This window comes from Qipengyuania vulgaris (genome assembly GCF_009827325.1).
Taxonomy (GTDB): domain Bacteria; phylum Pseudomonadota; class Alphaproteobacteria; order Sphingomonadales; family Sphingomonadaceae; genus Qipengyuania; species Qipengyuania vulgaris.
In genome coordinates this window covers 203,880-227,470 of the sequence record NZ_WTYC01000001.1, presented here as the reverse complement: position 1 = coordinate 227,470, position 23,591 = coordinate 203,880, and the positions used below count along the sequence as shown (strand labels likewise).

23 protein-coding genes and 2 tRNA genes are annotated in these 23,591 nt (G+C 56.2%); 15 read left to right on the top strand and 10 right to left on the bottom strand.

Annotated elements, in window-relative coordinates; translation table 11 throughout:
- Window positions 1–56: 56 nt before the first annotated feature.
- The 5 genes from GRI69_RS01170 (at window position 57) to GRI69_RS01150 (ending at window position 2,255) form a co-directional block, all read left to right on the top strand.
- Complete coding sequence (locus tag GRI69_RS01170) at window positions 57–806, top strand: hypothetical protein (protein ID WP_160726492.1); 750 nt, start codon at window positions 57–59, stop codon at window positions 804–806.
- Window positions 790–1,011 (top strand): hypothetical protein, encoded by a 222-nt coding sequence (locus GRI69_RS01165; protein WP_160726491.1) that lies wholly within the window; start codon window positions 790–792, stop codon window positions 1,009–1,011. The genes GRI69_RS01170 and GRI69_RS01165 overlap by 17 nt, the downstream gene beginning before the upstream one ends.
- 28 nt (window positions 1,012–1,039) lie before the next feature.
- A complete protein-coding gene (locus GRI69_RS01160) occupies window positions 1,040–1,471 on the top strand; it encodes a hypothetical protein (protein ID WP_160726490.1) in 432 nt (143 codons plus the stop codon).
- A gap of 3 nt (window positions 1,472–1,474) precedes the next feature.
- The gene (locus tag GRI69_RS01155; RefSeq protein ID WP_160726489.1) at window positions 1,475–1,816 is read left to right on the top strand and encodes a hypothetical protein; all 342 of its coding nucleotides are present in this window, start codon (window positions 1,475–1,477) and stop codon (window positions 1,814–1,816) included.
- A 100-nt stretch (window positions 1,817–1,916) separates the two neighbouring features.
- Window positions 1,917–2,255, top strand: coding sequence for a hypothetical protein (locus GRI69_RS01150; protein ID WP_160726488.1), 339 nt, complete (start codon window positions 1,917–1,919; stop codon window positions 2,253–2,255).
- Window positions 2,256–2,415: 160 nt separating this feature from the next.
- Here the strand turns inward: GRI69_RS01150 and GRI69_RS01145 are convergent.
- Window positions 2,416–2,490: transfer RNA gene (locus GRI69_RS01145), tRNA-Asn, on the bottom strand.
- A 112-nt stretch (window positions 2,491–2,602) separates the two neighbouring features.
- Window positions 2,603–3,385: an NAD kinase gene (locus GRI69_RS01140; protein WP_160726487.1), complete on the bottom strand. Its 783-nt coding sequence runs from the start codon at window positions 3,383–3,385 to the stop codon at window positions 2,603–2,605.
- A 79-nt stretch (window positions 3,386–3,464) separates the two neighbouring features.
- Between GRI69_RS01140 and GRI69_RS01135 the strand changes: the two genes are divergently transcribed.
- Window positions 3,465–4,835, top strand: a complete 1,371-nt coding sequence (locus GRI69_RS01135; protein ID WP_337191004.1) for a bifunctional diguanylate cyclase/phosphodiesterase — start codon at window positions 3,465–3,467, stop codon at window positions 4,833–4,835.
- Here the strand turns inward: GRI69_RS01135 and mfd are convergent.
- A complete protein-coding gene (gene mfd, locus GRI69_RS01130) occupies window positions 4,832–8,323 on the bottom strand; it encodes a transcription-repair coupling factor (protein ID WP_160726485.1) in 3,492 nt (1,163 codons plus the stop codon). The two genes, GRI69_RS01135 and mfd, sit on opposite strands and share 4 nt — an antisense overlap.
- Before the next feature lie 36 nt (window positions 8,324–8,359).
- On the bottom strand, window positions 8,360–8,638 hold the full coding sequence (locus GRI69_RS01125) for an FAD assembly factor SdhE (RefSeq protein ID WP_160726484.1): 279 nt from the start codon (window positions 8,636–8,638) through the stop codon (window positions 8,360–8,362).
- Between the two features lie 119 nt (window positions 8,639–8,757).
- Here GRI69_RS01125 and recG point away from each other — a divergent pair, with 119 nt between their 5' ends.
- Window positions 8,758–10,821, top strand: a complete 2,064-nt coding sequence (gene recG / locus GRI69_RS01120; RefSeq protein ID WP_160726483.1) for an ATP-dependent DNA helicase RecG — start codon at window positions 8,758–8,760, stop codon at window positions 10,819–10,821.
- On the opposite strand, the gene GRI69_RS01115 is transcribed toward recG, so the two are convergent.
- Both GRI69_RS01115 and GRI69_RS01110 read right to left on the bottom strand, forming a co-directional pair.
- Window positions 10,818–11,624, bottom strand: a complete 807-nt coding sequence (locus GRI69_RS01115; protein WP_160726482.1) for a fructosamine kinase family protein — start codon at window positions 11,622–11,624, stop codon at window positions 10,818–10,820. The genes recG and GRI69_RS01115 overlap by 4 nt on opposite strands.
- The gene (locus GRI69_RS01110; protein ID WP_160726481.1) at window positions 11,611–12,084 is read right to left on the bottom strand and encodes a low molecular weight protein-tyrosine-phosphatase; all 474 of its coding nucleotides are present in this window, start codon (window positions 12,082–12,084) and stop codon (window positions 11,611–11,613) included. The genes GRI69_RS01115 and GRI69_RS01110 overlap by 14 nt, the downstream gene beginning before the upstream one ends.
- Before the next feature lie 301 nt (window positions 12,085–12,385).
- Here GRI69_RS01110 and GRI69_RS01105 point away from each other — a divergent pair, with 301 nt between their 5' ends.
- From GRI69_RS01105 to GRI69_RS01095, 3 genes are all read left to right on the top strand, one after another.
- A complete protein-coding gene (locus GRI69_RS01105) occupies window positions 12,386–14,128 on the top strand; it encodes a site-specific integrase (protein ID WP_160726480.1) in 1,743 nt (580 codons plus the stop codon).
- A 108-nt stretch (window positions 14,129–14,236) separates the two neighbouring features.
- Entirely contained in the window at window positions 14,237–14,617 is a 381-nt protein-coding gene (locus tag GRI69_RS01100; protein ID WP_160726479.1) for a hypothetical protein, read from the top strand.
- A gap of 50 nt (window positions 14,618–14,667) precedes the next feature.
- Window positions 14,668–15,105 carry a Ros/MucR family transcriptional regulator gene (locus GRI69_RS01095; RefSeq protein WP_160726478.1) on the top strand — a complete coding sequence of 146 codons (438 nt, stop codon included), beginning with the start codon at window positions 14,668–14,670 and terminating at the stop codon, window positions 15,103–15,105.
- A 520-nt stretch (window positions 15,106–15,625) separates the two neighbouring features.
- Here the strand turns inward: GRI69_RS01095 and GRI69_RS01090 are convergent.
- Complete coding sequence (locus GRI69_RS01090; RefSeq protein WP_160726477.1) at window positions 15,626–16,141, bottom strand: hypothetical protein; 516 nt, start codon at window positions 16,139–16,141, stop codon at window positions 15,626–15,628.
- A gap of 613 nt (window positions 16,142–16,754) precedes the next feature.
- Between GRI69_RS01090 and GRI69_RS01085 the strand changes: the two genes are divergently transcribed.
- Both GRI69_RS01085 and GRI69_RS01080 read left to right on the top strand, forming a co-directional pair.
- Window positions 16,755–17,399 (top strand): competence protein CoiA family protein, encoded by a 645-nt coding sequence (locus GRI69_RS01085; protein ID WP_160726476.1) that lies wholly within the window; start codon window positions 16,755–16,757, stop codon window positions 17,397–17,399.
- A gap of 138 nt (window positions 17,400–17,537) precedes the next feature.
- Window positions 17,538–18,116: a recombinase family protein gene (locus tag GRI69_RS01080; protein ID WP_160726475.1), complete on the top strand. Its 579-nt coding sequence runs from the start codon at window positions 17,538–17,540 to the stop codon at window positions 18,114–18,116.
- A gap of 3 nt (window positions 18,117–18,119) precedes the next feature.
- Here the strand turns inward: GRI69_RS01080 and GRI69_RS01075 are convergent, their stop codons facing one another.
- The 3 genes from GRI69_RS01075 to GRI69_RS01065 all read right to left on the bottom strand — a co-directional run bounded on the left by GRI69_RS01075 (window position 18,120) and on the right by GRI69_RS01065 (window position 20,053).
- The gene (locus GRI69_RS01075; protein WP_160726474.1) at window positions 18,120–18,704 is read right to left on the bottom strand and encodes a hypothetical protein; all 585 of its coding nucleotides are present in this window, start codon (window positions 18,702–18,704) and stop codon (window positions 18,120–18,122) included.
- Window positions 18,701–19,672: a hypothetical protein gene (locus GRI69_RS01070; RefSeq protein WP_160726473.1), complete on the bottom strand. Its 972-nt coding sequence runs from the start codon at window positions 19,670–19,672 to the stop codon at window positions 18,701–18,703. The genes GRI69_RS01075 and GRI69_RS01070 overlap by 4 nt, the downstream gene beginning before the upstream one ends.
- Before the next feature lie 304 nt (window positions 19,673–19,976).
- Window positions 19,977–20,053 (bottom strand) — tRNA-Pro (locus tag GRI69_RS01065).
- A 140-nt stretch (window positions 20,054–20,193) separates the two neighbouring features.
- Between GRI69_RS01065 and thyA the strand changes: the two genes are divergently transcribed.
- From thyA to GRI69_RS01050, 3 genes are all read left to right on the top strand, one after another.
- Window positions 20,194–21,135, top strand: coding sequence for a thymidylate synthase (gene thyA, locus GRI69_RS01060; RefSeq protein WP_160726472.1), 942 nt, complete (start codon window positions 20,194–20,196; stop codon window positions 21,133–21,135).
- Between the two features lie 90 nt (window positions 21,136–21,225).
- The gene (locus GRI69_RS01055; protein WP_160726471.1) at window positions 21,226–22,530 is read left to right on the top strand and encodes a 3-methyl-2-oxobutanoate dehydrogenase (2-methylpropanoyl-transferring) subunit alpha; all 1,305 of its coding nucleotides are present in this window, start codon (window positions 21,226–21,228) and stop codon (window positions 22,528–22,530) included.
- Window positions 22,527–23,588, top strand: a complete 1,062-nt coding sequence (locus GRI69_RS01050) for an alpha-ketoacid dehydrogenase subunit beta (protein ID WP_160726470.1) — start codon at window positions 22,527–22,529, stop codon at window positions 23,586–23,588. The genes GRI69_RS01055 and GRI69_RS01050 overlap by 4 nt, the downstream gene beginning before the upstream one ends.
- The last annotated feature ends 3 nt before the right edge of the window (window positions 23,589–23,591 follow it).

Sequence of the window (23,591 nt, the reverse complement as noted above, 5' to 3'; positions counted from 1 at the left end):
ACGAGGAATCCGAGTGGACTCACCCTGTGGATAACTACGGACAGGAGCGCCACGACATGAAATCTATTGCCAAGCAGAACACACCCTATGGTCCCCGCTATTCGGTCGGGTCGGTTGGGTTCGTCTCACACGATGAAATGACCGGCGCAAACTCGCCTGAATTGCGCAACACCCTAGATCATCTGGTCGAGCGCGACTCGTCCTTATTCGACGAGTACCAACACGACAAAATCCCGGAGATTCGTCGTCGCACGTTCGCAGGTGCCGTCGCCCCAGCTGTGGGCCGCGCGATCGACGCGATGCGGCTCGCGAAATCCGAGACCCATGCAGCCGATGCCGCATTGATGGAACCGGCTTTAACCGTCGATACGCTGCTTGCGCTCGACTATGTGAACGGTGCGCGCAGCCTGTCCGAAGCAGGGCAAGACGACTGGATCAAACGCGCGGACCTAGCGGCACTCACGGCAGTGGTCGCGCGGGGCAATAGCGTGCCGTTCCCTGAGCCGATCTGGGAGCAGGCAGTCGAGCGGTATTGGCTTTTGAATTGGGCGGAGCGGTTCAACGCCGCCGCGACCAATCCCGCAGTTCCCGATCTCGGTACTGTGCTTGCGACTGGCCCGAATATGGATGCGGTAATGGCCGAAGCTGCGCGCTATCGCGCCGATCACTTGAAGCGGCTGGCCGCAATCGGCGTTATGGAGAGTGTGGCCAAGGACATGGTCGCCTTCATGGCGGCGCTGTTCGATCTGAGCGCGCAAGAGGCACTCGACATGGTGATGGGGCGCACCGATGCCACGGCGGCTTGATCTGCCCGAGACGGTGTATTTGCGGACCTCGCCTACGCTGCCAGTGGGCGAGGCCTATGCGGCGCTGAATATCACCCGTGGGCGGGCGTACCAGTTGCGCGAGCACAACGCATTCCCACGGGCACCGGGCCGCATGATCGACACACAGAAGCTGGCTTGCTGGTTGACCCATCCCGCACGCGGTGCGCGCATAGTGTGGGTCTGAGGTCGCACGAAATTTGGATAATGAGACAATGACACAGACTGCCGAAACAGAACGGGCAAAATCGGAGTCTTGGCGCAATGCGGACGGTACGTTCGGGTGCGGCAATCCCGGCAAGCCGAAAGGCGCATCGCATCGGTTCAATCGCGAGGTTCTGGCGCAGCTAGGCAATCTCACAAATAAGGCGCTCGTGGCGCTAGAGAGGAAGCTGGAGCAAGGCGATTTGAAGGCGGCAACATTCGTGCTCGCCCGTTTCTTGCCGTCCGAACGTGTGATCGATGTGCCAGCCGAACCGAACGGCATTGCCGATGCGCTCAGTCAGGGCGAACTCACACCGACCGAAAGCAACAGACTGGCCCTAGCGGTGAAGTCGCTCAAAGAGGCGGCAGGGATCGATGAGATGCGCGCCCGCCTGGACGAGATCGAAGCGTTGCTGATCGCACAGAACAAGGGGCGGGGCTGACACATGGCACGCAAAAGCATCGATAGCCGCATGGATCGGATTTACGGGGCGTTGTTGCCCATTGGATCGATGGCACGGCGGGAATATGAGTTGCCCGACGATCTGCGCGACATGCTGGCCAAACACCGCACGAGAACCGCCGCGATAATCGACCGAGCAGAAAATACCGAACCGGGCGGGGCATATGCTGCGATGCTGGAGGGAACACTACGACTGCCCGAGATGCCCGCTGTGTTGCGCGATGCGCTCCAGCTGTCCGATCCGCCCGTTGTTACTGAGGATATGTCAGTGCGCGAGGTGGCGGATGTCTGGATGGAATTTGCCGTTGGAGCGAACGGGATCTGATCGATGCATGCCAAAGTGCCTATGCTTGTAATGTAAATTGACCTTCGCTTGACCTAACCCATACCATGGGATTCTAAGGCCTTCGCACAAGGAGGCAGAAATGAATCTAACGCTACATGCTCGCATTGAAATAGGTCTAGCGATGGCGCTGCTTCTCGGCAGTTGCGGAGGTGGCGGCGTAGTCACTCGCGACGAGGTCATAGATATTGCCGACGATGCAGTGGATGGAAGCGATCTTGGACAGCGCTTAGAAGCGTTGGCCAGTCGGGTTGAGGAACTTGAAGCCCAAACCGCCCTGAATGCCACTAACATCGAAACGGCATTTACTAATGCGGATTCCGACAGGGAAACTGCAAACGGAAATGCTGAAATCCTCAACGATTTCAAGGACAATACACACGACCGGCTTGACCGCATAGAGATACGGCTAGGTATGTAGCCAACCCATAAAGATTTTTAAGCAGCGATAGAAAACCGAGATGCCATGGAAAGCGTATTTGGCCCATCCGGCAACCACTTTACGGGTTGTGGGGCGTAATGTGGGGCGAGTGACGAGCGCAAGGCTATCACACTAAAAAACAACAGAAACTAGTGGAAAATGGCTCCCCGAGTTGGATTCGAACCAACGACCAAGTGATTAACAGTCACCTACTCTACCGCTGAGCTATCGGGGAGCAGCCCCCAAGCGGTATTGGGCGGGGGCAGGCCGCGCGTATATGGGGGCGATTCCCGTTTTGCAAGCGGGGTTTTACAAAAACTTGGATAGCTTCTGCAGCACCGTTGCAATCACACCACGAACTGCTCCGAAACGATGCGTTCGTCGAGTGCATGACCTGGGTCGAACAACAAGGTAAGAAGGTTGTCCCGGGCAATTTCCAACCGGACTTCAGCTACGTTTCGGATTTCGCGCTGGTCGGCCACGGCTGAAACAGGGCGCTTGTCGGCATCCATCACACGGAATGTGACGCGGCTGCGATCAGGAAGAATAGCGCCTTTCCACCGCCGCGGCCGGAAAGCCGAGATTGGGGTAAGGGCAAGTAGCTGAGAATCGAGCGGCAGAATCGGTCCGTCGGCGGAAAGATTGTAGGCCGTCGAACCGGCAGGGGTCGATAGTAGAACGCCGTCGCACACCAGTTCCTTTATACGCACCTTGTCGTCCACCATAACCTCGATCCGCGCGGTCTGACGTGTCTCGCGCAGCAGTGAAACTTCGTTGATCGCGCAGAAGCGATGTATTTTGCCGTCCTGCGTCACCGCTTCCATTGCCAAGGGGGCGATCGTGTGCGCCTTGGACCGGGTGATCCGGTTCAGCAGTTTTTCTGGCTGGCGGTTTTTGTTCATCAAGAAACCGATCGTGCCCAAATTCACCCCATAGGCTGGGATAATCCGGCCTTTATCGAGCATGGCATGCAGACTTTGGAGCATGAAACCATCTCCGCCAACGACCACAACTGCGTCGGCCTGATCCACCAGTACCCAGTCGGCCAGTGGACCAAAGATGGTTTCGGCGGCCTCTTGGGCTCGCTCGGAATCGGAGACCAAAAGTGCAAGTCGCTCGAATTCGGCCATTATCAATTCCGTTGGCTGTCTACCTGAATTTCGGCAGGAACGGACGCAACCCTATGGATCGCTGTCCTATTTGGCAACAATGTCGATTTTATACCTAATAAATCATAAAAGCACTGCTATGGGTGCAAGAATGGCAACCTTGCCCGATGATATAATGAGCGAGTCGAGCGACACTTTGACTGGGTTGGGAAACCAATCTCAGCTTCGCCGGACTGTCGCCGCCTGGTGCGGAAGTTGGCCGGCCTCTGCGGGAGCCTGCCCGATCCATGCCATGCTCATTTCACTAGGCCGGTTCGATACGGTAAATGTTGCATTTGGTGAAACCGCTGGTGACGGAGCGCTCGTTGAAGTTGCCCACCGTATTCGCCATTTCGCCGATGACGAGTTGGAAAGCCATCCTTGGACGGCTGCACGCCTATCTGGTGGGACATTCATGCTGGTGGCGCGCGCCGATACCAGCCGGGAGCGTTGGCAATGGCTGGCCGAAGCGCTGGGCGATGCAATCGCAGCGCCCATTGCAAATCCGCAAGGCGGTAGCAGCTTGCGACTTTGGCCCCGCATCGCACTGATGCGGGCTGGTGAGCATGACGATATCGACACCATGCTGGACCGGCTTTCGGAAGTGACTGCTTTGATGCGGAATTCGCACGGTCGCCGGATCGAGTGGTCGAGCGGAGCGGTTGAGATTGCGCCACGGTCCAATATCGAACTCGAAGCAGATCTTCTGGCAGCGATCGATCAGGATGAGATCGAAATCCTGTTTCAGCCACAGTACTCCCTGATCGACAATCGGCTCGTGGGAGCAGAGGCCTTGGCCCGGTGGCATCATCCGATTGTCGGTCGGATCGGTGCACAGTCGTTGTTCCAGATTGCAGAACGTGCAGATCATGTGGCCCATCTTTCGCGCCACATCGTGAGACGCGCGCTTATCGCTGCGACCCGCTGGCCGAAAGATCTGCGCCTGTCGATCAATATCACGCCGGTCGATCTGGCTGCAGATAATTTCGCGATTGATTTTGCCCGGTTGGCCGACAAGGTCGGCGTCTCGCTGTCCCGCATTACCTTGGAGATTACGGAGCAGGTCCTGCTGGCAGATCTCGATCAGGTCAGCCGAGTTCTTCACCAGCTCAAACTTCTCGACGTGTGTATCGCGCTGGATGATTTCGGAGCGGGTTTCTGCAACTTCCGCTATCTGAAGGTATTGCCGATTGATTGCATCAAGCTTGATCGCTCGATGGTCGAGGGCATACTCGACGATGAACGCGACCGGGCAGTGTTTCGCGCCATCATGGGTATGGCGAAGGCGCTCGATTTGCGGGTTATGGTGGAGGGCGTCGAAACTGAAATGCAGCGCGATTTTGTCGGCGCAGAGGATTGCGAGTTTTATCAGGGCTTCCTGGGATCCAAGCCCCTCACGGCTCAAGCCTTTCTCGAAACTGCAGCAGATTAGGCTGGTTGCTTCTCGCGCTTCTTCGCTTTCCGCGCAATTCCGGAAAGGCCCTTGGTGAGCTGGAACAGCCCATTCAGGCGGCTCTCGGGCGAGTTCCAGGCACGGCTGATCACCAGCTTCATGTCGGGCCGCAGTTTGGCTGTGCCCTGCAGGCGGTCGACATAGGCGATGAGGCCGGGCCCGTCGGGGAAGTCGTCCTTGTGGAATGTCACCAGCGTGCCCGCTGCTCCAACATCGATCTTGGCGATATTTGCTTGGATCGCCTGCAGCTTGATCTGGATGAGGCGCACGAGGTTCTCGGTCGCTGAGGGAAGCGGACCGAAGCGATCGATCATCTCGGCCGCCATTGCTTCGACTTCGCCCTGATTCTCGGCATCGTTCAGGCGGCGATAGAGCGCCATGCGGACTGCGAGGTCGGGGACGTAATCTTCCGGGATCATTATTGGCGCGTCGACGGTGATCTGCGGACTGACTGTCTCGCGCTTCGCCTCAAGCCCCAATTCCCCGGCTTTGGCTGCAAGGATCGCGTCCTCGAGCATCGACTGGTAAAGTTCGAAACCGACTTCGCGGATGTGGCCCGATTGCTCGTCGCCGAGGAGGTTACCCGCCCCGCGAATGTCGAGGTCGTGACTGGCAAGCTGAAAGCCAGCGCCTAGACTGTCGAGGTCACCCAATACTTTCAGCCGCTTTTCGGCAACTTCGGACAGCGCCATGTCCTTCTCGTAGGTGAGATAGGCATAAGCGCGCAGCTTTGCGCGGCCTACGCGCCCGCGCAGCTGGTAAAGCTGTGCGAGACCGAAGATGTCCGCGCGGTGGATGATGATGGTATTCGCGCTCGGCAGGTCGAGCCCGCTCTCGACGATCGTCGTCGCGAGGAGAACGTCGTATTTGCCTTCGTAGAAAGCGCTCATCCGCTCCTCGATCTCGCCCGCGCTCATTTGACCGTGTGCGGAAACAAATTTCACTTCGGGTACGTTCTCGTGCAGCCAGTCGGAAATCTGCTCCATGTCCGAGATCCGAGGGACAACAATGAAGCTTTGTCCGCCACGATGATGTTCACGCAGCAGCGCCTCGCGCATCACCATGTCGTCCCATTCCATGACGTAGGTTCGAACGGCGAGACGGTCGACGGGCGGGGTCTGGATCGTCGAAAGTTCGCGCAGACCGGTCATCGCCATCTGCAGCGTGCGTGGGATGGGAGTGGCGGTGAGGGTAAGCATGTGCACATCGGCGCGCAGTTGCTTGAGCTTTTCTTTGTGGGTCACGCCGAAGCGCTGTTCCTCATCGACAATGACGAGGCCGAGATTCTTGAAGTCCGTCTGCTTGGACAGGATTGCGTGCGTGCCGACGACGATATCGACATTGCCCTTCGACAGACCTTCCCGCGTGTCCTTCAATTCCTTGGCAGGTACGAGCCGAGATAGGCGCCCGACATTCAGCGGGAAGCCATTGAAGCGCTGACTGAAATTCTCGAAATGCTGACGTGCGAGCAGGGTGGTGGGGGCCACCACTGCGACCTGCTGGCCGTTCATGGCAGCGACAAATGCGGCGCGCAGCGCGACTTCGGTCTTCCCAAAGCCGACATCGCCGCAGACCAGGCGGTCCATGGGCTTGCCGCTTCCGAGGTCGCTTAGGACGTCCTCGATGGCACGTTCCTGATCGTCGGTTTCCTCATACTGGAAACGGTCGAGAAACTGATTGAACGAGGCTTCGTCGACATCGAACACCGGTGCCTTCTTAAGCGCGCGTTGAGCGGCAACCTGCATCAGCTCGCCAGCGATTTCGCGGATACGTTCCTTGAGCCGCGCGCGGCGTTTTTGCCAGGCTTCGCCGCCAAGCCGGTCCAGCATGACTGCTTCTTCGGAGGATCCGTAGCGGCTCAGAACGTCGATATTCTCGACGGGGATGAACAGCTTGTCGCCGCCCTTGTATTCCAGCTGGACGCAATCGTGTTTGGACTTCCCCACAGTAACGGGCTCGAGGCCCAGATACTTGCCGATGCCGTGCTCGGTATGGACGATGAGATCCCCGACGCTGAGTGCCTGCAGTTCGGCCAGGAAAGCGTCGGCATCCTTTCGCTTCTTCTTGCGTCGTACGAGCCGGTCGCCGAGGATGTCCTGCTCGGTGAGCAGTTCCACTTCATCGTTTGCGAAGCTGGCTTCCAGAGGCAGCACCATCGCCGCGGGCTTGCCCTTTGCGCTCAGGCCAAGCGCTTCCTGCCAGCTATCCGCCAGCTGCACTGGCGCGCCCGCTTCGGAAAGGATCGAAGCGATACGAGCGCGGCTGCCGGTCGAATAGGCGGCGATCAGCGGACGCTTCCCCGCCTTGGCCAGTGCCTTCAGATGATCGGCAAGTACCGGATAGACATTGTCGCCGCGCGCCCGCTCGGGGGCAAAGTCGCGTCCCGACTTGAAGCCGAAGTCGATTACCGCTTCGCTCTCAGGTTCGTCGAATGCGGTTGCACGGTGGGCGGGGGCTCCATCCAATGCCGCCTTGAACTCGTCGGCGGTGAGGTAGAGCGCTTGGGGTTCCAGCGGACGATAGCTGCCCTTGGCCTGTCCGCTCGCCGCCTTGCGCTGCTCGTAATAGTCGGTGACGTCCTTGATCCGCTCGTCGGCGGCGGCAAGAGAAGCGTTGTCGACGACCACAGTGTCCTTGTCGTCGAGATGGTCGAATAGGGACACCAGCCGTTCCTCGAACAGCGGCAGCCAGTGTTCCATCCCGGCAAGGCGACGGCCTTCGCTTACGGCCTCATATAACGGATCCTGCGTAGCGTTCGCACCGAACATCTCGCGGTACCGGCTGCGAAAGCGCTTGATGCTCTCCTCGTCGAGGAGCGCTTCGCTGGCGGGGAGAAGGAGATGGCTGTCGAGCCGTCCCGTACTCATCTGTGTATTGGGATCGAAGCTGCGGAGACTCTCGAGCTCATCTCCGAAAAAGTCGAGGCGCAAAGCCTCGTCCAATCCCGAAGGAAACACGTCCACGATCGAACCGCGGATCGCGTACTCGCCCTTGTCGATGACCGTGTCGGTCCGGCTATATCCCTGCTTCTGAAGCAGAAGCGAAAGGCTATCGCGCCCGATCTCGATACCGGGCTTGAACTCTCGCACGCTCTCGCGAATGCGGAAGGGCGTAAGCGCTCGCTGGAGCACGGCGTTCGCGGTGGTTACGACCAGCTGCGCCGTTGCTTTTCCCGTCTGCAAGCGGTGCAGTGCGGCGAGCCGCTTTGCGCTGACCGACAATGCGGGGCTTGCGCGGTCGTAAGGCAAGGAGTCCCACGCCGGAAATTCGATGACTTCAAGCTCCGGCGCAAAGAACTTTGCGGCTTCGGCAATTCCGCGCATCGCCGCATCATCGGGTGCAATGAAGATCGCGCGTCCGGTTCCGGCGCGGGCGAGGTCGGCCATTACCAGCGGCTGCGCGCCGCGGGCGACCTGCGCCAGCGTCAGCGGTTTGTCGGCTTTCAGAATTCGGGAGAGATCGGGCATCACGGGGTCAGCGCCGTAGCGCCCCCGCCGTTCCCGTCAACGCGGAATGTCGACGTAATCGAGCTTCTGCATCTTCTCGATCAGCGTGCCTTGGAAGCGTGGGGGCGTGAGCTGCGTTTTCAGAGCCCAGGCCATGATGTCCACATCGTCTTCCTCGAGTAGCGCTTCGAACCAGGCGAGTTCCTCTTCCCCCCACTCAGCGTGGTAGCGGTCGAAGAAGCCGCCGATCATGTAATCGGCTTCGCGCGTGCCGCGATGCCAACTGCGGAATTTGCAACGGGCAAGGCGGCCTTCGGTAGTGAGCATTTCGGGCATAGCGCGCGCCTATATCTCCCGTCTTCCGAGCGCAAGGTGGGACGGCTATCCACAAGCGGCGTGCCTGCCGAAGACGATCCCAGCTTCCGCTTCGATGGCGATGGTGGTTAAGAGGGCGCATGCGTCCCGACGTCCTCAACCCGCTTTTCGCCGAGACCGAAACGCTCGATGGCGTAGGGCCAAAGCTGAAGAAGCCGCTCGGCAAGCTGGGGCTGAGGCGGATCAAGGACCTCGCCTATCACCTGCCCGAACGTTTCGTGACGCGCCGCGCGGTCGGGAATGTCGATGAAGCGGGCGAGGGTGAACAGATCGTCCTCAAACTGACCGTAACAGAGCATCGCGGCGGTCGCTCTCCGCGCGCGCCCTACCGCGTGATGGCCCAAGACGCGTTAGGTAACGTGGTCTCGCTGACCTATTTCGGGCGGGCTTCCTTTACCGCAAAAAAACAGCTGCCCGTGGGCGCGACACGCTGGGTGGCGGGCAAACTGGAACGCTATGGGGACATGCTCCAGATCGTCCACCCCGATCACGTGGTCGAGGAAGGAGGCGATACGCTCCAGCGTCTGTGTGAGCCCGTCTACAGATTGTCCGAGGGACTGACCCAGCCGCGGGTGTCAGGTCTGGTCGACCAGGCATTGGCGAAAGCGCCGGAGTTACCCGAATGGATCGAACCAACCCAGTTTGAGAAATCCGCCTGGCCCCAATGGCAGGAAGCGCTGCATCTGGCCCACAAGGGCGAGCACAAGGCGGCACGCGACCGACTGGCTTATGACGAATTGCTGGCCAACAGCCTCGCGCTGATGTTGGTGCGGGCCGACAATCGCAAGCGCAAGGGTCAGTCCTTGAAGGGTGACGGCAGCTATCGCGGCAAACTCGACCTGCCGTTTCCGCTTACCGGCGCCCAGAAGCGCTCGATTGCCGAGATCGAGGGGGATATGGCGCAGGAAGCCCCGATGCTGCGTCTGCTGCAAGGTGATGTAGGCGCGGGCAAGACGGTGGTCGCGCTCGAGGCGATGCTGATTGCGGTCGAAGCCGGTGCGCAGGCCGCACTGCTCGCGCCGACCGAAATTCTCGCCCGCCAGCACTACGAAAGCTTGCGGCGCATGGCGGAACCAACAGGTGCCGCGGTGGCGCTGCTGACCGGCCGCGACAAGGGCCGGGGGCGAGAAGGAACGCTGATGGGGCTGCTCGATGGAAGCATCGATATCGTTGTGGGCACCCATGCGATTTTTCAGGACAAGGTCGCCTATCGCAATCTGGGAATGGTCGTGATCGACGAGCAGCATCGCTTCGGGGTCGGGCAGCGGTTGATGCTGGCCAGCAAGGGCCGCCGCGCGCCGCATGTCCTGGCGATGACCGCCACGCCGATTCCGCGCACGCTGACCCTGGCGCAATATGGCGAACTCGATGTCAGCAAGCTCGACGAGCTACCGCCCGGCAGGCAGGCGATCGACACGGTGGTTATGGGGCAGGACAAGGTCCCCGCGCTGGTCGAGCGATTGGCTGCGCAATTCTCCGAGGGACGGCAGGCCTTCTGGGTGTGCCCCATGGTGCGCGAGGTGGACGGTCCGGAGGAGATAGCCGCTGCCGAAGCGCGCTACGCCGCATTGAAGGAGCGGTTCGGAAACGACGTGGTCATGGTCCATGGCCAGCTAGCACCGGAATTGAAGGACGCCGCGATGGAACGCTTTGCGCGCGGCGATGCGCGCTTGCTGGTCGCTACCACCGTGATCGAAGTCGGGGTGGACGTGCCCAACGCCACGCTGATGGTTATCGAACAGGCCGAGCGTTTCGGCCTCGCCCAGCTGCATCAGCTCCGCGGCCGCGTGGGGCGGGGAAGTGCGAAAAGCTTTTGCGTCCTGCTTCATGGAGAAACGCTTTCCGAGACCGCGCAGAAGCGGCTTGCGCTGATGCGTGAGACGCAAGACGGTTTCCTGCTTGCCGAAGAGGACTTGCGGCTGCGCGGCGGGGGCGAACTGCTGGGTACCCGTCAGTCGGGCGACACGCCGTTCACCGTCGCCAGCTTCGAACAGATCACCGAGCTGCTACCCAAGGCGCATGACGATGCCCGCCTGCTGATGGAGCGTGACGGAGGACTGGAAGGAAAGCGAGGCGAGGCTGCCCGCGTATTGCTTTATCTGTTTGAACGCGATTTCGGGGTTAAGACACTGCGCGGCGGCTAGAATCCCAGAGCATCCAGTTCCCGCTCGACGGCGGAAACATAGCTGCTCCCGAACAACCGCACATGCACCAGCCACATCCAGAGGCGATAGACAGGCTGCCGGTTGCGCCAGCCTTCATCGAAGCCGAGCGCTTCAAAAAAGTATCCTGGCGGGTCATCGAACACGGTCAGACTTGCCGCATCGACCTCGCGGTCGCCAAAATAGGCGCATGGATCGATCAAGCCGCTGACCTGATCTTCGTACACAAGCACATTGCCGCCCCACAGGTCTCCGTGAAGCAGGCATGGTGCTGGCTTAGCATGCAACAGCTCATGCATTTTCATCGCCAACTGCTCGATCCGCTGGCCGAGCTGAACCGGTATGTGCGGCACGTGACATAACAGGCGTCGTTCGGACCAGAACTGTGGCCAATTGCCCAGTGGCGCATTCTCGACTGCAATCTGGCGCAGCGCATAATCCTCCTGCCAGCCGTAGGCATCGCCTTGTCGTGCATGGAGCGCGTGGAGTGCCTCTGCCAGCGACAACCAGGCCTTACCGGACAATGATCCACCTGACGGAAGGCGCTCGATCAGAAGGACGTCATCTCCTTGTCCAAGCACTGCGGGAACCGGAGCATCGCTGCGGGCCAACATTTCTAGCATGCGCGATTCTACATCGACGACAGGACCATGCTTCGCCACCACGACGCGACCATCGGCAAGGCGTACCTCGCTTGCGCCCGAGATATCGCCCCCGGGTAAACGCTGCTGTCGGACGACCGGCGAGCCCGCCAGCCGCCCGATGATCGCTTCAGGAATGGCCATCGCTGAGGATCGCAACCAGCGCCTCCGCACCGCGCGAAACATCGTCCCAGGTGTCGCGGAAATTGTCTTGGCCGCCATACCACGGATCGGCCACCTCGCGCCCCTCGTGACCAGACAGAAGGTCGAGCATCATCGTGACTTTCGCCTTGCCGTCGCCCGGATCGACATGCGCGATATTGGTCATGTTCGACCGGTCCATTCCAACGATGTGATCGAATTCGTGGAAATCGCGCGCGCTTAATTGCCGGCCGCGATAAGGCGAAATATCGATACCGTGCCGCCCCGCTTCCTCGATGCTGCGCGGATCGGGCGGTTCGCCGACATGATAGTTGGCCGTACCCGCACTATCGACCTGTACCTCTAGTCCCGCTTTCTTGGCCGCGCGGCGAAAGGCCGCCTCGGCGAGCGGAGAACGGCAGATGTTGCCCAGACAAACGAACAAGACGCGTGGTGTGCTCATCCGCGCGGCGTAACAGCAGTGCGGACTGCATGTGAAGCGATAGCATTAAAGAAAATTGGTCGGGGAGAGAGGATGAAAAACGGGCTTTCACTAAAGGCCTGAATAGTCATAAGATATTGATAGGACTCGATTATTTCAAGGAGAATGTATAAAGGATTGTAGAAAGATCACCTACATTTGAGGCTGCCTTGATCGATAACCCCGAATTATTTCGCCAAGATGGTTTTCTCAGTAGGTGCCTTGTTAAGTTCAAAAATAGGAGCGATTTCCCCGCACCGTGTTCGTGCATAGAGGCTTGGGGATGAGCACAATACGCAAGCGGGCGAAGCCTGCCACTTTTCAAAAATACCTGTGGCTACGTGGGCAGATTTACTGGTTCCGTTACGGGGTGCCTAAGCGGTATCAATCCGTCGAAACACGGAAGATTATCCAAGTATCGCTGAAAACATCAGACATTCGCCACGCCTCATTACTGGCTGGTAAGATGAGGGCCGATCTACATGCGGAATGGGAAGGGCGCTTAAAGGGCAACCCTAGCGCAATTGCATACCAGCCGGACAATCTTGAACTCATGTTGGCGGCGACAGAGACTGCGTATTTGCGCATTCAGCCGAAGCTTGAGCAGCTAGTCAGGCATAAAAAGTTAGACACGAAGGTAGCCTACGATGGCTACCTAAAGACCCTTCGTTCAAGTCGTGACCACTACCTTAGGGCGAAAGCATCAGAACCTTTGCCAATATGGTTAGAGCTAGCTGACAAGCAAATTCAGCGACGCAACTGGAAGTTGCCGAAAGACTCTGAAAGCTATCATTCCTTTGTCGGGATGATTGCCGAAGCAGCTATCGAGGTTATTTCGGTAGAGCTTGCGAAGCGAGAGGGAAGCCTCGGAGCAGAGCCTACAAGTCTGGTTGTGAAGTCCGGTCTGGAAACAAAGGAGAGGTCTGCCGAGCAAGGCGAGACCATCTTAGAACTCTTCGACCGTTATGCAGCGTATCGGCTGGCAGAAGGGCGAAAACGCGAAGACGGGGTAGCGCAGGACAGAAAGGTCATCGAAAGCTTTGCCAGCTTTGTTGGCGGTAAACGCAGCGTAGGTTCTATAACGCCGATTGATATACGGAACTGGCGCGACACATTGGCAGCGTTGCCCCCTACCTATCGCAAAGCCAAAGCCTATGAAGGCCTTTCGATGCAGGATGCTGCAGCCAAAGCGAAGGCCATCGGTGCGAAAAGCATCAGCCCTGTTACCGTAAACAAATATCTTTCTACCGTTTCACCCTTTTTGGGATGGTGCGTCACCAACGCTTATGCAGAGCGCAATCCCTGCGATGGCTTGTTCTTCGATGTAGCCAAGGGAAAGAATCCGAGGCCCCCATTCACGGCAGAACAGCTTCGGCAAATCTTCTCGTCGCCTCTATTCACTGGCTTCTTACGGAACGGGAAAGAGCATGAACCTGGAATCCAGAAAGCAGACGATTGGCGATATTGGATTCCGATTGTTTGCTTTTTCACCGGAGCACGAATTGGAGAAATCGCTCAACTGCGGATTAATGATGTTCAATTTGAAGATGGCATACCGTTCCTGCTTATTCGACACGATGAAAAGACAGGTCAGTGCACAAAGTCTGGTTTTAGCCGCGTTGTTCCAATTCACAGTGAGTTGCAGCGGATAGGCTTCCTGAGCTTTGTCGAAAGACAGCTTAAGGCCGCCAAAGGCTTGCGGACGAGCCAACTCTTTCCCGAAATTGAAGTGAATGAGCGGGGCCACATAGGAGCCAAGCCTTCAAGGTTCTGGCGCGATTATCTCGAACGAATTGGCATCAAAGCCGGAAGTGATGGTCTTGGAGCGCATTCGTTCCGGCATACCATGGCCGATGCATTGCGAACTGCTGGCTACCTCGACGATGAAATTGAAGTGGCCCTAGGCCACAATCAAAAGACCGTAACTGCTGGTTATGGAAAGGTTCGACAGGGAACGGTTAAACGCATCAATAAGATGTTGGAAAACATTACGACACCGGATTTTGTAATGAACAGCCTAGATTAAAAACTAAGATCGATTGTCGACATAAACACTTCGGTGTATAATCAATACACTTGCTGAGAGTTAAATAAAACAAACAAAGAGAAAAACATAATAAATTAGAAGATTAAAATGAATAAAAAAATATTAATATCTGTTACATTAAAAGACGCTTTCATATATAACAAAAAACTTCACACCGGTTTTTATGATGGAAATTATAGAAGATTTATAAAATACACGATAGTAAAGATAAATGAGAAAACATCATACAACAATAAACTTAATTCATATTATGAAATAATGGATTTTCTGGAGAGCACCCATTTAAGGATAAGTCTATCCATTCCGGATGGGTGGGATGCGGATAGATTTATAGATGTATCAATAGAAGAAGTAAAAAAGAATCCTTCTGTGGACATTATTTTAGAACATTTCGCTAATTCTTCTGCGGAGATTGAAGAGAAATTTTTCTCATATGAATGGAAGGGCTTAGTGAAATCCTTTAGATAAGATAGACATGCTCGCGATTTACGTTATTGCTGCCTTCAATAGGAGAGCAAATGGAAAACGAAGACCTCATTGTCCTTACGGCTGACATTACCTCAGCATATGTAGCTAATAACAAGGTTGGTGCTGAAAGCGTCGGTAAGCTTGTTACCGACATTCATCAGGCTCTTGCATCACTTGGACAGCAGTCAGCCGAGTCCGAAGCTCTCGAACCTGTTGTGTCGGTCAGAGCTAGCGTCAAGAAAGACCATCTGGTTTGCCTAGCATGTGGCAAGAAGATGAAGATGCTTAAGCGCCACCTAGCTACCGAACACGACATGAGCCCAGCGGAATATCGGGAAGCTTACGGTCTCTCTGGTGATTACCCCTTAGTTGCTTCTGACTATGCAGAGACAAGGCGTGAGCTTGCTAAGAAGATTGGCCTAGGCACGGACCCCAATCAGAAGCGTGGCCGCAAAGGTTCTGGTAAGAAGGCCAAAGCCAAAGGGTAGAGGCAATGGCTTTCTGTATTTAGCCTACAGGCCCCTAGAATGCATCAGGAATGCGTTTCTATCCCATTTGGCTACTTGGGTAGCTCAGTAGAAGAAAGCGCACGGAAGGGGCCTTAAATCGCCATAAAGGAAATACTGTTTAAATAAGACTGATTAAAGGAAGGGGTTCTCTGTAGCAAAGGCGAAGTCCTACCGCGAACCAGTTCATCCCATAATATTCTTTCCAGAGTAAAGGTTTCGGAAAAACCATCCTCACACTCTACATAGCCTTATTTAGGTTCAATTATGTTTAGGTATATTTAGTTAACTTAAGTCAAAATTGAGCGGTGCATATTCACAGATCTTTTTGCTAACCGTATTTGTGCTGAATTAGTCGGTTCATGGGGTTCTTGACTGTCAGTTGCTCGAAGAACTTCTGAACTCACATAGGGCAAGCGCCGATAACCCACGGCTGCTCAAAACGGGACCGTTGCTCGGCAAGGATGGCAGAAACCGTCGGTTCCGTCTCTAGCGATTCAAGTTAGTCTGAGCCCAAAACTTCCGGCCTTACGCCAAGATAGAGCCTACAATCTCTAAACAAAGTGTAATCGTGTCCTGCGGTAGGAAAGTTTACACCGATTAAAACACTACCATCTAGTCTTTTTATTAAAATGAAACTGCTTCTTGTTGCTAATGCAGTCCGTAAACGGCCTGAAACACCAGCTTCATCAGGTATTCTCTCAAAGATACGGCGATAATCTGCCTCTCTCAAACTAAATGTATAGCCATTCTTCGTGAATTTTGGCGATACTGTTGCAGAGGCCCCATCCCTTTCTCCGATAAAGGTTTTTTCCAAATCCTTACCCAGCAGATTATCGGGGGTTTTTCCGGGCTGGGTGACCTCTACAGTTAAAATATCGTTCTGATACCCTGCTCGGTCTTGCGATACTGACATCGCAAATCCTTCTCCCACGTCCTGCGTCAATCTACATACGCCATCGTCACGACTATATTCAGCAGCATTCGCTGAAAATGAATACGCGGCCAGCAAAGCCACAAAAATTACCGTTCGCATCAAATACCCCCAACCCAGTTAACTCGGTCCACAGAGACCATATACATTAAGGGATTGGTTGCAACCTTCTCTACGCGAAGTGATTCGAATGATTCGCAACGGGCTAGCCATGTTTTTGCCCGCAAGAATTTATTCCCCGTTCGCTTTATTCGTCTTGAATTCTAACAACCTCAGGATTTGTGCGGGTTTGCGCTAGACTCCCTTGCATTACTCCATTGAGAGACGGAGCCAAGGCGCGTTAAATCTTCATTGACCCTCTTGCACAGGAGTCGGGTCCGATTCAGTATCTAGTGGTCGGTCGCCTGGGGGTAGACATTGTGATCTCTGTAAGGCGAGACCCAAGGATTAAGGAGAGTTCGCACCGGTATGTGGAGAAACAGGGGAGAACTTTTCGCCCCAGTATCCGCGTCTGGTGCTAGAAGAATAGAATACAACATTCTTTGGGTCCAAACCAAAGAATGGGGGGACCGTTGCTGGTCGGTGTAGCAGCCCTTCTAGTTGTCATAGCTAGAAGTCGAATGTGACCGGTAACCGTCCCCTGTTCTTCTATCTGCCTTACCAGGGTGCTCTTAGCAACATGAACTGAGCAATTGCCGTGGATGTTCACCGTAACTCGCTAGGATACCGTATCGGCCACGATGGCGAAGCCATGATTGTGGAAGGTATCGATACGCACGGCGAAATTATTAGCATCGTCAAAGCTCAACGTGGCGCTTCACAAGGTTTGCGTTGCGAGTGCGCAGCAGCATTAGTCGCAAAACAAGGCGATGAACTTTCATGGCACTTCGCACATGCGAACAATCAATCAGGCACTTGTGCAGCAGCCACGAAGGCAACTGCGCTACGCTTCATCCATAGGGTCTTAGAAGATGCGGGGGCGATAACGCTTCCCGAACTGGATCGCACAGTGAAGGTTCAGTCGATCCATTCGGTGGTAGCGGAAGGATACCGTGACTTTCCAATACACAAGGTCACCGGTCAACCACTCCAAGAACTCGCTATAGTCTCGAAGCTGAAAAAGAAGTCGTCTGCTTCCATCATGGAGCGGGCACGGCAAAAGAATGTCGCAGTGATGGAAATCGCGCTCCATGCTTTCCGCAACCGCACGGATGAAGAAATCGCGGAAGCCATTATCGAAGATGCACCGCGCAAATGGCTTTATACGGGAATCAATTTTCACAGACGCGAATTGAGCGGACCTCTCGACATTGAAGCAATCAGGCGAGGGCTTGGTTTCTAATCCATAACTATGCTCAAAACTTGTAACTTAAACTCCTACCCGAAACTAAGTGAAAAACTAGCGCACAAGATAACTGGACTCTTTTGTGATCTAGGCTCATAAAATACCTCTAACTTGTGAGCGAGTCGGAGTTTAGATATGAGCCGCATTGCATATTACCGAGTGTCCACCGAAGGTCAGTCAACTGAGAGTCAGCGAAAGGCTCTTGGGGGAAGCTTCGATAAGGAGTTTGCTGACGAAGGCGTCTCTGGTTCGGTTAGAGCCGTAGATAGGCCAGGATTCTCAGAGCTTCTTTCCTATGTGCGGGACGGCGACACCGTTTGTGTGACTGCCATTGACCGCTTAGGTCGCGATGCACTCGACGTTCAAAGCGTAGTTCGCGATCTTATCGGCAAGGGCGTAATCATTGATGTGCAAGGCTTAGGCCCAATTGCGAAAGGCGTCGGTGAGCTTGTTGTGGCCGTGCTTGCTCAGATTGCCGATATGGAACGGCAGCGCATCAAAGAACGCTGTGATGCAGGCAGAGCGGCAGCGAGAGCTTCGCTTGCCGCAAATGGGAAGACCCACAGAGGCAAAGCTAGCCTAGGTCGTCCATTCGCCGCTGATGCTTCTGCGGTGGCAAGCTGGCGCAGGGAAAAAGCAGCGAGCATTGCGCAAACTGCGGAACATTTTGGTGTGTCTCTAGCGACAGTGAAGCGCTATTGTTCAAAGGAGTGATAATCACTCGACAAGAGTTTGGTGAACTCTCTCAGCTAAGAAATACAGTCCCTGTATAGTGCACAACACCAAACTTGCCGTTATGAATATTAAAAACGCGACATAGATGGACGCTAAAAGCGGTCGCACCCAATTCGCCACCTCGCTGTCAGCCAGAATCATATTGAACGACGGGGCCGCTAGCGCCCCTGCCATGCAGGTGAAAAATCCGACGAACGCGAGGACAGTCAGGTAGGCAAAGAGATAACAGAGAAAGACACGAAGTGTTATCTCGACATCCGAGGTGTCACCGTTAGCGGTAATCGACGCGGTGGCGTCAGGCATCTCCTTGTCCAAGTCGCCTCCCTGAAAGGCGACAACAGCCGCGAGCGAAGCGATATAGAAGCCGGGAAGGATAGCGAAAAGTTGGCTTAGGAATGAGACGAGCGATCGATCACCGACGATGTCAATTCCCACTGGTAAAACGAGTAGCAGCACAGAGATAATTAATGTTAGTCCGGCTGGCCCCCATAGGCGATAGAACGGTATACTCGGTGCTTCCACCGACCAATACGCTAGAGGCCGCGACAACTGATAGCGAAAGCTCAAGGCTTCCTTTCCTTCTCCACCACCGTTTTGACTCGGTTTGCGAACCCCTGCGCAATTTTATCTAATGCTGTTGAATCAAGCGGAGGAGTGATTGAGCCAAACTTCAGAAAGCGCACATAGTCTTTCCCGATGATCTGTCCAGTTGCGGTATCGACCCGCACACTGGTGCTTTTGCCGCCATCCTCCGGCTGGAATGATATCCGAGCTTCCGGAAACTTCGATTTGTTTGCTGTAAATGCGCCTCTCAGAGTCGTCCAAGTCTGCCCTTTCACCGGACGATTTTTGACTTTGATCTCTAGCTCATGCTCGCCATAGGCCAAATGTCCCCCTTGGCCGAGTGTCTGATTGCTTGCCGGAGCGAGAAGCCGAATAGCATGTATCTTTGCGGTCTCGATATCCGTTTGGAACCGATCCGACACATGGCCGCCGAATTCGATTCGAGGGATATAAGGTTTGGCGACCTTGCTTCCCCCCGGCGGCGTGAATTCGAACTTGGAGGGATCAGCCTTACACAATTGACTTATGATGAAATTTAGCACCGACTTTACTCGGTGAATTGGCATCATGGGAACATCTTCTAGCAAAGCAAGATAGGTATGCGGCTGGCCGCCCTGTTGCTTCAATGACACGACTAAATGGGCGGAATGGCCACTACCTTCAGGGTCTCTCTTGAGAAAGTCTCGCTTCGACCGTTTATCGTGATCAAGATAACTAGCGTTTGGAGCATTCTTATTAGAAGCCTCAATCAGCAGGGTCACCGTTTCCTTCGCGACATCGATTTCAGCGTCTTTGACGAGATAAGTGACAGTTCCTTTTTCGAATGCTTTCACAGGGAATGAGGGATTCTGCGCAGCATCGATCCAAAGATCTGCAAGACGCTTGATATCAGGATACGGAGCATGCTTGGCACGGCGCGTGACCATCAAATCAAAAAATAGAACATTTCGCTGATGGCGGGATATTGCCACAAATAGACTCCTTGCTTTGCAAAGAGGCTACAAGCGCTGTTCGAATGTGAAAAGGTTCAGGCGATACATTCCCCCCAAATCGGCATGAACTTGCGCTCTTTTTTACCTCAAGCTGTTCGCCACGAGTGTCGTTGCGCTAGGCCATGCGAAATAGGGGGCGTTGCCCGATGGTATTGAGGGCGGGCGTTGCAGGTTACCAACGGGAAATCGGTTTTCCTCGCCGGTCATTGTCTGTATAAAAAAATGTATAAAGCCAAGCAGATTTGGCGCGGCAAAGCTTTGAAAAAGCAGCAAAAAGCAAAATTGGTCGGGGAGAGAGGATTCGAACCTCCGGCCCCTGCCTCCCGAAGACAGTGCTCTACCAGGCTGAGCTACTCCCCGACCGGATCGGCCCGCAGCCATTCTGGGCGGCGGGTGCGAAGCAGGCGCGGCCTATAGGTGTGGATTGCAACTGGCGCAAGCGCGCTTTTGCCTTATTTTATCCCTAGCGTCCGTGCCCACCACAAGAGTATCGATTACCCGTGCCCGACACCCATTTCGAACAACAATATCTCGACCTCATGCGCCTGATCTGGTTCGAAGGTGACGAGCGGAGTGACCGGACCGGCGTCGGCACGCGTTCGATCTTCGGCGCGACACTGCGGTTCGACCTGTCGGACGGAGCGATGCCCTTGGTTACGACCAAGCGCGTCTATTGGAAAACTGCGACACGCGAGCTGCTTTGGTTCCTCACCGGTAACACCAACATAAGGCCGCTCGTGCTGCAGGGCGTCAAGATATGGAACGAATGGCCGCACGCGCGCTACGTCGAGCAAACGGGCGATGATGTCGAACTGGAAACGTTCGTGCAGCGCATTGCCGATGATCCCGACTTCGCAGAACAATGGGGCGATCTCGGCCCAGTCTACGGCAAACAATGGGTTGACTGGCCGACATACCAGCCGGTGAAGGGCGGGCTGTTCCGCAAAGGGCGGGGCATCAACCAGATTGCAGAGGTGGTTCGATCTCTACGCGAGGATCCCGGGAGCCGGAGGCACATCATCGAAGGATGGAATGTTGCCGAGGTTCCGCAAATGGCGCTCCCCCCCTGCCACAAGACTTATCAGTATCACGTCTCGACTGGAATTGACGGTGAGCCGCGCCTCAACGGAATTCTTTACCAGCGAAGTTGCGATGTGGCCCTGGGGTTGCCGTTCAATCTTTGGTCTGGCGCACTCTTGTTGCGGATGTTTGCCCAGCAGGCAGGCATGGAACCGGGCGAATTTGTATGGATGGGTGGCGATACACACCTTTATCTCAATCACGAAGATCTGGTGACGGAGCAATTGTCGCGGGAACCTCAAGGACTGCCGCGGCTTGAAATCGTGCGGCGTCCGCCGACTATCTTCGACTATCGGATTGAGGATTTCGCGGTTCACGACTACACGCCGCACGGGCCGATCAAGGCCCCCGTCGCGGTGTGAACGGAAGCGTGGCCAAGCTACACTTGACCGTTTCCCCCGCGCGAAATAAAATAACGCGCAAGCGTAAGATTGCGTCTGGGAGACGATTCTATGGCCGATAGGCCTCAAGGTACTGCGAAAGCCGGCGATAACCGCCCACGGCTTTCGCTCCACGTACCCGAACCCAAGTTCCGACCTGGCGATGCGGTCGATTTCTCGCATATCCAAGTCCCCGAGGCCGGCGCACAGCCGCGTCCCGACGAGACTACAGATCCAAAGGATATGCTGGACTTCGCCCAAGGGCTGATCCGAGTATTGGGTGAGGACAACAAAGCTCACGGTCCTTGGGATCCGAAGCTGGACCCCGAAACCCTGCGAAAAATGCTCGCCCACATGGCCATGACGCGGGCCTTCGACGAGCGGATGTTCCGTGGTCAGCGTCAGGGCAAGACCAGCTTCTACATGAAGTGCACGGGGGAAGAGGCGACCAGCGTGTCCGCCTCCATGGCGCTTGCGGCGGACGATATGGTCTTTCCCAGCTATCGCCAGCAGGGCATTCTGATCCAGCGCGGCTACCCTATTATCGAGATGATCAACCAGATCTACTCGAACAAGGGTGACAAGCTGAAGGGCCGCCAACTGCCGATCATGTACTCCAGCAAGGAGCACAGCTTCTTCACCATCTCGGGCAACCTAGCCACGCAGACCCCGCAGGCGGTCGGCTGGGCGATGGCGTCGGCGATCAAGGGCGACAGCCGGATCGCAGCGACCTGGGTGGGCGAGGGCAGCACGGCAGAAGGTGACTTCCATTCCGCCTGTCTGTTTGCCGCCGTTTACAATGCGCCCGTCATCCTCAACGTCGTCAACAACCAGTGGGCGATTTCCAGCTTCAGCGGTTTTGCCGGGGCCGAACGCGCAACCTTTGCTGCCCGGGGCGTGGGCTATGGCATTGCTTCGCTGAGGGTGGACGGCAACGATCCGCTGGCCTGTTATGCGGCGGAGCAGTGGGCTGCCAATCGCGCCCGTGCCAATGCCGGGCCGACCCTGATCGAGTTCTTCTCCTACCGCGCCGAAGGGCACTCTACCTCCGACGATCCGAGCGGGTATCGCAGCGCGCAGGAGCGGGAAGAATGGCCGCTCGGCGATCCGGTCATGCGTCTCAAGAACCATCTCATCGAACTCGGTGAATGGGACGAGGAGAGGCAAGAAAAGATGGATCTGGAGGCGGCGGAACACGTCAAGAAGACCACCAAGGAGGCCGAGGCCAACGGCATCTTGGGGCATGGTCTCCACCACCCGTTCCGCACGATGTTCGAAGACGTTTTCGAAGAGCTGCCGTGGCACCTCAAGGAGCAGAGCGAGCAGGCAATTCACGAGCGCAAAACCAAATTCCCAGAAGGGTTGCCCGAGGCATGAGCGACACCAAGACCAAGGACGCACCCGCCACCGAGGGCCAGACAGACCGCCGACTGAACATGATCGAGGCTGTCAATGAAGCGCTTGATGTGATGATGGAACGGGATCCGAACACTGTCATCATGGGCGAGGACGTGGGCTATTTCGGCGGCGTCTTCCGGTGCACGGCGGGCCTGCAGGAAAAATACGGCAAGACCCGCGTTTTCGACACGCCGATTTCCGAATGCGGCATTATCGCTGCGGCAGTGGGGATGGGGGCATACGGCCTGCGCCCGGTGCCGGAAATCCAGTTCGCCGATTATATCTATCCAGGTCTCGACCAGCTGATTTCGGAGGCGGCTCGCCTGCGCTATCGGTCTGCGGCCGAATTCACTGCGCCCATCACCGTGCGTAGCCCCTTTGGTGGCGGCATCTTCGGCGGCCAGACGCACAGCCAGAGCCCCGAGGCGATCTTCGCCCATGTTTCCGGCCTGAAGACGGTCATCCCGGCCACCCCCTATGACGCCAAGGGCCTGCTGATCAGTGCGATCGAGGATAACGACCCGGTCATCTTCTTCGAGCCCAAGCGCATCTACAACGGCCCGTTCTCGGGATATTACGACAAGCCGGTCGAACCGTGGAAGCGCTTCGAGGCCAGCATCGTGCCCGAAGGCTATTACAACATCCCGCTCGGCAAGGCGCGCTACGCCACGAAGGGCGAGGAGCTTACCATCCTCGCCTATGGCACCATGGTCCACGTGGTCGAAGCGATCTGCCGCGAAAAGGGCGTGGAGGCCGACATCGTCGACCTGCGCACCATCGTGCCGGTCGATATCGAGACGATCGAAGAATCGGTCAGGAAGACCGGTCGTTGCCTGATCGTCCATGAAGCGACCCGGACCGCCGGTTTCGGTGCGGAGCTTTCCGCGCTGGTGACCGAACGCTGCTTCTATCATCTCGAAGCCCCGGTCCTGCGCGTGACCGGCTTCGACACGCCCTATCCCCACAGCCTCGAGTGGGCGTATTTCCCGGGCCCGATCCGCATCGGCGAGGCCCTCGACAAGATTCTGAGCGAGTAACCG

Coding starts and splice junctions, on each gene's coding strand:
- GRI69_RS01170 (WP_160726492.1), top strand. CDS start 57: ATGAAATCTATTGCCAAGCAGAACACACCCTATGGTCCCCGCTATTCG.
- GRI69_RS01165 (WP_160726491.1), top strand. CDS start 790: ATGCCACGGCGGCTTGATCTGCCCGAGACGGTGTATTTGCGGACCTCG.
- GRI69_RS01160 (WP_160726490.1), top strand. CDS start 1,040: ATGACACAGACTGCCGAAACAGAACGGGCAAAATCGGAGTCTTGGCGC.
- GRI69_RS01155 (WP_160726489.1), top strand. CDS start 1,475: ATGGCACGCAAAAGCATCGATAGCCGCATGGATCGGATTTACGGGGCG.
- GRI69_RS01150 (WP_160726488.1), top strand. CDS start 1,917: ATGAATCTAACGCTACATGCTCGCATTGAAATAGGTCTAGCGATGGCG.
- GRI69_RS01140 (WP_160726487.1), bottom strand. CDS start 3,385: ATGGCCGAATTCGAGCGACTTGCACTTTTGGTCTCCGATTCCGAGCGA.
- GRI69_RS01135 (WP_337191004.1), top strand. CDS start 3,465: ATGTCGATTTTATACCTAATAAATCATAAAAGCACTGCTATGGGTGCA.
- mfd (WP_160726485.1), bottom strand. CDS start 8,323: ATGCCCGATCTCTCCCGAATTCTGAAAGCCGACAAACCGCTGACGCTG.
- GRI69_RS01125 (WP_160726484.1), bottom strand. CDS start 8,638: ATGCCCGAAATGCTCACTACCGAAGGCCGCCTTGCCCGTTGCAAATTC.
- recG (WP_160726483.1), top strand. CDS start 8,758: ATGCGTCCCGACGTCCTCAACCCGCTTTTCGCCGAGACCGAAACGCTC.
- GRI69_RS01115 (WP_160726482.1), bottom strand. CDS start 11,624: ATGGCCATTCCTGAAGCGATCATCGGGCGGCTGGCGGGCTCGCCGGTC.
- GRI69_RS01110 (WP_160726481.1), bottom strand. CDS start 12,084: ATGAGCACACCACGCGTCTTGTTCGTTTGTCTGGGCAACATCTGCCGT.
- GRI69_RS01105 (WP_160726480.1), top strand. CDS start 12,386: ATGAGCACAATACGCAAGCGGGCGAAGCCTGCCACTTTTCAAAAATAC.
- GRI69_RS01100 (WP_160726479.1), top strand. CDS start 14,237: ATGAATAAAAAAATATTAATATCTGTTACATTAAAAGACGCTTTCATA.
- GRI69_RS01095 (WP_160726478.1), top strand. CDS start 14,668: ATGGAAAACGAAGACCTCATTGTCCTTACGGCTGACATTACCTCAGCA.
- GRI69_RS01080 (WP_160726475.1), top strand. CDS start 17,538: ATGAGCCGCATTGCATATTACCGAGTGTCCACCGAAGGTCAGTCAACT.
- GRI69_RS01055 (WP_160726471.1), top strand. CDS start 21,226: ATGGCCGATAGGCCTCAAGGTACTGCGAAAGCCGGCGATAACCGCCCA.
- GRI69_RS01050 (WP_160726470.1), top strand. CDS start 22,527: ATGAGCGACACCAAGACCAAGGACGCACCCGCCACCGAGGGCCAGACA.